The following is a 6,368-nucleotide window of genomic DNA, read 5'->3' as shown; positions in this document are numbered from 1 at the left end:
CTGGTCGTGGTGACCGGTGACCACGAGTGCGGCGGCCTGACCGTCGAGGACACCGCCACCTCCGACGAATCGGGCGACGGCATCTCGGCCGAGGATGGCCCCTTCCCGATCAAGGGCAGCAGCCTGAGCTTCAACCTGGACTGGACCACCAGCGGGCACACCGGCGCCGACGTGCCGGTAACCGCGGTCGGTCCGCTGGCCGAGCAGTTCAGCGGCAAGCACCCGAACACCCACGTGCACGACGTGCTCGCCCAGATCCTCACCCGCTGACCCGGCTGGCCGCGCCCTCCCGTCTCGCATCAGGGACGGGAGGGCGCTCCGGCCAGCGCCACCAGACCGTTTCGCGCCCGGCTGACCACTCGCATCCAGCTACGGGCGCCGGTTCGGTCGCGGGTTTCGACACCACCTGATCGCACCACCCAGTCCTCATAGGGAAGGCCAGTTCTCCCCTGGCGGCGGGAGTATCCGGATCTCATGGGTTCTGTCGGGTCCAGCCTGCCCGGCCTCGGTGTGGTCCTCGGTGCTCGGGTGCTGGCCGAGTTCGGCGACGACCCCAAGCGTTACGCCGACGCCAAGGCGCGCAAGAACTACGCCGGCACCTCACCGATCACCCGAGCCTCTGGCACGAAGAGAACCGTGCTGGCGCGGCATGTCCACAACGACCGCCTCAGCGACGCCGTGCACCAATGGGCCCTCTGCGCTCTGCGTGGCTCACCCGGCGCCCGTGCCTACTACGACGCGATGAGAGCTCGAAAGATCGGCCACCACGCAGCGCTGCGCCAGCTCGGCAACCGCCTCGTCGGCATCCTCCACGGATGCCTCAAGACCCGCTCAATCTACGACGAACACAAGGCCTGGGCTCACCACCGCACAGCAGCCGCTTGACATTTTGAATCCTGGGATGTCTGCCGCGATCCGCGCGCTACGCGGCGTCACGAAGTGCTGACTCAGCCGGCATACGCACATGCCGATGAGCGGATGCCGACGGACTGGCTGTCTGCATGACACCGGAGTTGGCCCTGCACGCGCTGGCCGACAACGGTGCCGTCGGCTGGGTCATATGCTCGCCGGGTGACGGACGAGGAGACTACGGAGCTTGTCATCGATCGCCTGCTCCTAGCGTTGGCGGCGCAACTCGACACGTCGGGGAGTCCGGCCCTGGCGGCCGGTGCGGCCGAGGCGCTCGCCGATTTGAGCAGAGCCCAGGCCGATGTCATCTTCGGCCAGGCGGGCCATCTGGTTCACTACGGCGCGGACACCGAACCGCTGAAGACTCTCATCCACGCGATCACGGCCATCCAACGCGATGAGGCTCCGGCAGATGCCGCGGTCAAGCCGGGTGACGAAGTGCGACTCGTGGGTGAAGTGCCAGAGAGTCTTGCCGACTATGACGAGACGTGGCTCCGCGAGACCACGTTCGTCGTCCGCTACGTCGGTAGGAACGCGATGGTCGACGTGCAGCCGGACCTGGCCGAGGATTACGTGATCGCGGCGGTGCCGGCCGCCGGCGTGGAACCCTTGCGAAGGGAGAGCACTCCGTAGCATCGCCGCATCCGCTCAGGTACGACTGTGGTCCATGCGTCCGGTGGATACGTCGGCGACAACCATGATGCCGGACACGCCGACGACGGCGACGCGTGCCCGCCCACGTCCGCTTCTGCCGCTGTCCGCGCGCCCGCCGTTGTGGATGCCCTGGGCCTGTCAGCGCCACGGCGTGAAAGTGTTTCCTGGGGCCCGCTTGCGGGCTCCTTCACACTGTGGAGGTAGCCGCCACCCCTGCGGAGGGCAACATGACCGACCAGCCGCCGACTCAGCAACCACCGGTTCCAGGCCCGACGCCGGGCTACCCGCCGTATCCGCCCTATGCGTACTCTCCGCCGGTCAACATGTACGCGATCCTCGCGCTGGTCTTTGGCGCGATGGTGTTCCCGCCGTTGGCCTCGGGTATTCAGACGGGTTGGCTGGTCATCGATGGCGATGAAGGAAGGGTGCGTCCGGCCTGCGAGGATGTGATTTCCTAGATCTCATCCACTGTGGAAACGAATGCACCCTTCCGGTGAAGAAGCGTAACGCCTGGGCCGACAAGCTCTCCGTGGCCACCACGGGCAGGAACCTGATCGGTCACGCCGGAGCGGTGTTGCTGCGGCGCTGCGGTGACCGCACCGGTCTGACCGGCGCGTTGAGCGCGGTCCTGCCCACGGGCAAGGGCCCGGGCTGGCTCGACCGGGGCGTGGTTTTGAGGTTCTGGCGATGATCCTGTGACCGGCTTGCTGTCATGCGGCGAGGAGGATCCGCTTACGGAGTAGGTCGAAGCTGGCTCGGCCGTACATCTGCCTTTTGATCGTTTTGATGCGGTTGACGATCCTGGTGGTTAATTCGTGGCGCGCCGGTCGGTGTGATGGCTCGGGGCCGTGATGTGGGTGATGGTGTCGGTTCGCTGCCGGTGTTTTTTCCCTTCGTCCCGGCTGCGGGCCAGTCGCGAGCCGACGACCACTGATGGCGATGTTCGCCCTCCTGCCGCACTACCCGCGCGCGACTTTCGCAGTGCTCGACGTTGCCGGGCACAACCTCCAGATCGAGCAGCCACGACTGTTCGACGCCTTGATGCACGAATGGCTCGACCGAGGCGCTGCGGAGCGATAGGACGAGGCCTCCATGACATGGCTGCGCGACGAGACCTGGCGCCAGCCATCCTCACTTGCCGCTTGGAGGACACTGGCACCGGCTGTGGTCGTGACGCACCGATTGGCGCAGCCCGAGCGCCCGGACTGCTACTGGATCTGAGGCAGGTCCGGGCGTCGCTGGGGGCGGCGCCGCAGCTCGCGGGCTCGACATCCCCCGTAGCGCGCCATGGTGCCTCAGATCCAATGACAGTGCCTCGGGTCAACTGGCAGAGCTGGGACCACGTCCGGTCGCAGGAGTCGTCGCCCTATTCAGATGGACGGGTCGAGGTGTGCGTTCCACACGGGCGCCGCGCGCTCATGGGAATCAACTCCGGCGAAGAAGGCGTCGGTCAACGCGGGATAGTCCTGCCTGTCGATGCCAACGACCTCGATGAACTTGGGCCGGTGCACGGCGAAGCCGTCGGGACTCGGCTGCGGGCGGTAGGGCACGCCCATCTTGAAGGACCGACGGGCCGGCTCGTATTGGACGGCGTCGACGATCAACGCGTCGGTCCGTCCACCAGGCAGGTGCAGGTACCCGTCGACCACCAGCACTGCGCGAATCGCACCGTGTTGGTTCGTCTGTAGCGCCTCCTGGCCGGCTTGTGCGCCGGCGCCGACATCGTCGAAGGCGAACCGGTCCATGCCGCGATCGCCGCTGGCCTGCTCATAGCCCAGCAGCGGGATCAGTGTCGCTCCATCCGAGACGCCCCAGATGCCGTGGGCGGCAAAGAACCCGGCCAGTCGGGCGATTTCCTGCATGGCTGCCAGTATTCCAGGGCCACGCGCGCCGTGCTGCCCCAATATTGCCAGTGAACGGCCCAACCTGCACAGCTGTCCAATTTGGATGAATAGTTCCGGCAGGGCTTCGGGCAGCGACCTTTGTGAATATGCTGGCCGGGATCTTGGTTGGTTACGTATAGACGGAGGTGTCGGTGAGACACAGAAGACGATGGCGGTCAAGGCTTGCCGCGGTGGTTGCGGCACTGGTTGCCGCGCAGGTGGCGCTCGTTGCCGCCCCGGCGTCGGCAGGGTCGGGCCGCCTGTGGGAGGTGGAGGTCGCCAAGATCCCCACCGTCAAGTACACGCGTGACGCGAAGGTTTACGTCACCGAGGCCACTCAGGCGTTGCGCCCGTTTGTCGGTGACGGGTTGGGTGACAGCCGGATCGACACGGTGTTGGCGGATGTCGACAGCCGGTACTTCGACGGCGCCCGCCTGAATAGCGCCGCCGAGGGTGCGGTCGCGTTCGACAACCTGAAGCACCTCGAGGCGTTCCTCAAGGGCCGCATGAACGGCGCCAGCCCGCCCAACGGCGAGTCCGAACAGGCGCACGTCAGGGCGCTGGTGGAGACCCTCACCGGTGTGCGGCTGCTGGCTGACGCGGCGATCCAGGACGCCGAGGCGACGATCGGTCCGTTCCGGGCCAGCCCACCACCCGCGCCCGCCCCGGCGGGGCTGACCGAGGCGTTCGCGGACCTGGAGGCGGCCAAGGTCAACCTGGCCAAGGCCGACGACATGCTGGCCAAGGCCAACCCGGAGCCGGCGACGATCCAGGCGACGAACGCCTGGTCGAGCGGCTTCAACGTGCTCACGCGGCTCGGGATCACCTACACCGGTGACCACGACAACGACGGCGTGGTCGACGTGGTGGAGCTGCGCTTCGGCTCCAGCCCACTGCTGGTCGACTCCGACGGCGACGGACTGACCGACAAGTTCGAGATCACCGAACTGGCCGGCTGGACCATGCCGGGCCGGTTCGACACCGACGACGACGGGGTGCCGGACGGTGCCGAGGACGTCGATGGCGACGGACTGACCAATCTGCGCGAGCAGGAGCTGGGCACCTCGCCGACCGAGGCGGACACCGACGGCGACGGGGTCAGCGACGGCGCCGAGGTGGTACGCGGCACGAATCCGCTGGTGGCGGACAACCCGCCGCCGCCGGTCAGTGAGCCGGCCGACCCGGTGCAGACCACGCCGACGGACACCGACACCGACGGTGACGGCATCCCGGACAGCACAGAGGTCGACGACAGCGAGACGGATCCGGCGAACCCGGACACCGACGGCGACGGCCTGGGTGACGGGACGGAGATCAATGAGCACCTGACGAACCCGCTGAGCTCCGACACCGACGGTGACGGGATCGCCGACGCCTACGAGCTCGCACACGCCGAGGACCAGGGCCTGGATCCGCTGATCCCGGACGAGCGGGTCAGCAAGTGGTCGTACGTGACCGATTTCGTGGTCGGTCTGATCGCCGGTGACTTCTCGCCCAGGGATTCGATGGCGTGGCTGTCGGGATACCTGTGTTCCGGCGGTCTGAGCCTGATCCCGGTGGTCGGCTGGGTGCTCGGTGGCCTGGCGGATCTGCGTGACACCGTCGCCGCGTTCATCAACCAGGATTGGGTCGGCGCCGGGTTGAGCATCATCGGCCTGGTCCCGTACGTCGGTGACGCGGTGGCGATCCCGGGCAAGGCCGCGAAGTTCGTGGCGCGCTACCTGCACCGGCTCGACAAGGTGATCCACTTCGTCGCCAAGTACGACAAGATCTCCGACAGCGTCAAGATTCTGACCATCCGTGCCATCATGCTCGGCAACTACGGCCGGCTCACCGACGCGGGGTTCGCGGACGACGTCATCCTGCGGCTGGCCCGCCGGGCCGACAACAGCCTGGGGCGGCTGGCGGACGCGTTGACCGACGCGGTGACGCCTACGCCGGCGCCGATTCCGTGGCTGCGTGGCGCGGACCGCGGCGAGGACTACTTCGCCGACGTGCTGATGGCGGGGGTGCCGGGTCTGCGCGGGCGGGCCGGGCGGTTCGAGACGCCGGGCGTGCCGAGGCCGGGGTCGGCGCGTGAGCCGGACTTCCTCGAGACCGGCCCGCCGCTCAAGCTGCACGAGGTGAAGACCGGCAAGCCCTACCCCGGCCACTATCTCAAGCAGTGTGCCCAGGACCGGCATCTGCTCGACACGCAGCAGGTGGCCGAGGTGATGTGGCACTTCATGCCGCACGCCAACGGGTCGCTGGACGTCCCGCAGGATCTCCTCGACTGCCTGCGCAGCAAGCGGATCCCGTTCAAGATCTACCCGTCGAACGGCTCCTTCTGGCCCTGATCCCTTCCGTGTGGGGCCCGGTGGCGACACCGGGCCCCCTTACCCGATAGTGAGAGTCATGAGCTGGTTGCGACGCTCCCGCCCTGCCTACGCGGTCGACGGTGTCGAGCCGCAGCGCATCGACGGCTGGGACGTTTTCGACGGCGACGCTCTGGCCGGGCAGCCCGCCATGGCCGAGGCCGCCGCGCGCCTGCCGCAGGACCCCGCGCTGCAGGATCTGCCGGCCTATCTGGCGGTCTGCACGAAAGACGGCCGGGAGTGGACCCTGAGCTTCGACGACGGGATGCTGGTGGTCTTCGACCTGTCCTATCCCGGCAGCGACATCTTCGAGCAGGTGCTGACGGCCGCGCCGTGGACCGAGTCGGTCGACCGCGTCGACCGCGAGGTCTTCCTGTTCACCACGACCGGGGCGCTCACCGCCGACGTGGTGATGGCGCACTGCGTCGACGTCTGCGGCGAGGTCTTCCGCAGGCTCGGCGATTCGCCGCCGGCTTAGAGGGCATCTCATGCGACTTTGATCTGATACACGCTGTTGATGCCCTGCCGGCCCCTGCCTGTCCGAGCCGTGATCATCTATACATGACGA

At 67.6% G+C, this 6,368-nt stretch carries 8 protein-coding genes and 1 pseudogene; 8 read left to right on the top strand and 1 reads right to left on the bottom strand.

Features of this window, described 5'->3' with window-relative positions; translation table 11 throughout:
- The 6 genes and pseudogenes from ACFYPS_RS36680 to ACFYPS_RS36655 all read left to right on the top strand — a co-directional run.
- Nucleotides 1-270: alkaline phosphatase (locus ACFYPS_RS36680; RefSeq protein ID WP_387331057.1), on the top strand; the 270-nt coding region annotated here is incomplete at its 5' end.
- Between the two features lie 219 nt (nucleotides 271-489).
- Nucleotides 490-885: pseudogene (locus tag ACFYPS_RS36675) on the top strand (transposase); the annotation flags it as partial.
- Between the two features lie 186 nt (nucleotides 886-1,071).
- Complete coding sequence (locus tag ACFYPS_RS36670) at nucleotides 1,072-1,542, top strand: hypothetical protein (RefSeq protein ID WP_354963298.1); 471 nt, start codon at nucleotides 1,072-1,074, stop codon at nucleotides 1,540-1,542.
- A 248-nt stretch (nucleotides 1,543-1,790) separates the two neighbouring features.
- Nucleotides 1,791-2,021 carry a hypothetical protein gene (locus ACFYPS_RS36665; RefSeq protein WP_354963323.1) on the top strand — a complete coding sequence of 77 codons (231 nt, stop codon included), beginning with the start codon at nucleotides 1,791-1,793 and terminating at the stop codon, nucleotides 2,019-2,021.
- A gap of 35 nt (nucleotides 2,022-2,056) precedes the next feature.
- Nucleotides 2,057-2,254, top strand: coding sequence for a hypothetical protein (locus tag ACFYPS_RS36660; RefSeq protein ID WP_354963297.1), 198 nt, complete (start codon nucleotides 2,057-2,059; stop codon nucleotides 2,252-2,254).
- A 242-nt stretch (nucleotides 2,255-2,496) separates the two neighbouring features.
- Nucleotides 2,497-2,643: a hypothetical protein gene (locus ACFYPS_RS36655; protein WP_354963296.1), complete on the top strand. Its 147-nt coding sequence runs from the start codon at nucleotides 2,497-2,499 to the stop codon at nucleotides 2,641-2,643.
- Nucleotides 2,644-2,933: 290 nt separating this feature from the next.
- Here the strand turns inward: ACFYPS_RS36655 and ACFYPS_RS36650 are convergent, their stop codons facing one another.
- Complete coding sequence (locus ACFYPS_RS36650) at nucleotides 2,934-3,467, bottom strand: hypothetical protein (RefSeq protein ID WP_387331052.1); 534 nt, start codon at nucleotides 3,465-3,467, stop codon at nucleotides 2,934-2,936.
- Between the two features lie 170 nt (nucleotides 3,468-3,637).
- Between ACFYPS_RS36650 and ACFYPS_RS36645 the strand changes: the two genes are divergently transcribed.
- Nucleotides 3,638-5,782, top strand: coding sequence for a hypothetical protein (locus tag ACFYPS_RS36645; protein ID WP_354963294.1), 2,145 nt, complete (start codon nucleotides 3,638-3,640; stop codon nucleotides 5,780-5,782).
- 58 nt (nucleotides 5,783-5,840) lie between these two features.
- Nucleotides 5,841-6,278: a hypothetical protein gene (locus ACFYPS_RS36640; protein ID WP_354963293.1), complete on the top strand. Its 438-nt coding sequence runs from the start codon at nucleotides 5,841-5,843 to the stop codon at nucleotides 6,276-6,278.
- Nucleotides 6,279-6,368: the final 90 nt, after the last annotated feature.

Source organism: Micromonospora sp. NPDC005087, assembly GCF_042872965.1.
GTDB lineage: Bacteria > Actinomycetota > Actinomycetes > Mycobacteriales > Micromonosporaceae > Micromonospora.
Note: the sequence above shows the minus strand (reverse complement) of the source record. Positions and strands in the feature narration are given on the sequence as shown.

What these genes read in the sequence shown, in the direction of transcription:
- ACFYPS_RS36665 (WP_354963323.1), top strand. Translation starts at nt 1,791, where the DNA reads ATGACCGACCAGCCGCCGACTCAGCAACCACCGGTTCCAGGCCCGACG.
- ACFYPS_RS36655 (WP_354963296.1), top strand. Translation starts at nt 2,497, where the DNA reads ATGGCGATGTTCGCCCTCCTGCCGCACTACCCGCGCGCGACTTTCGCA.
- ACFYPS_RS36640 (WP_354963293.1), top strand. Translation starts at nt 5,841, where the DNA reads ATGAGCTGGTTGCGACGCTCCCGCCCTGCCTACGCGGTCGACGGTGTC.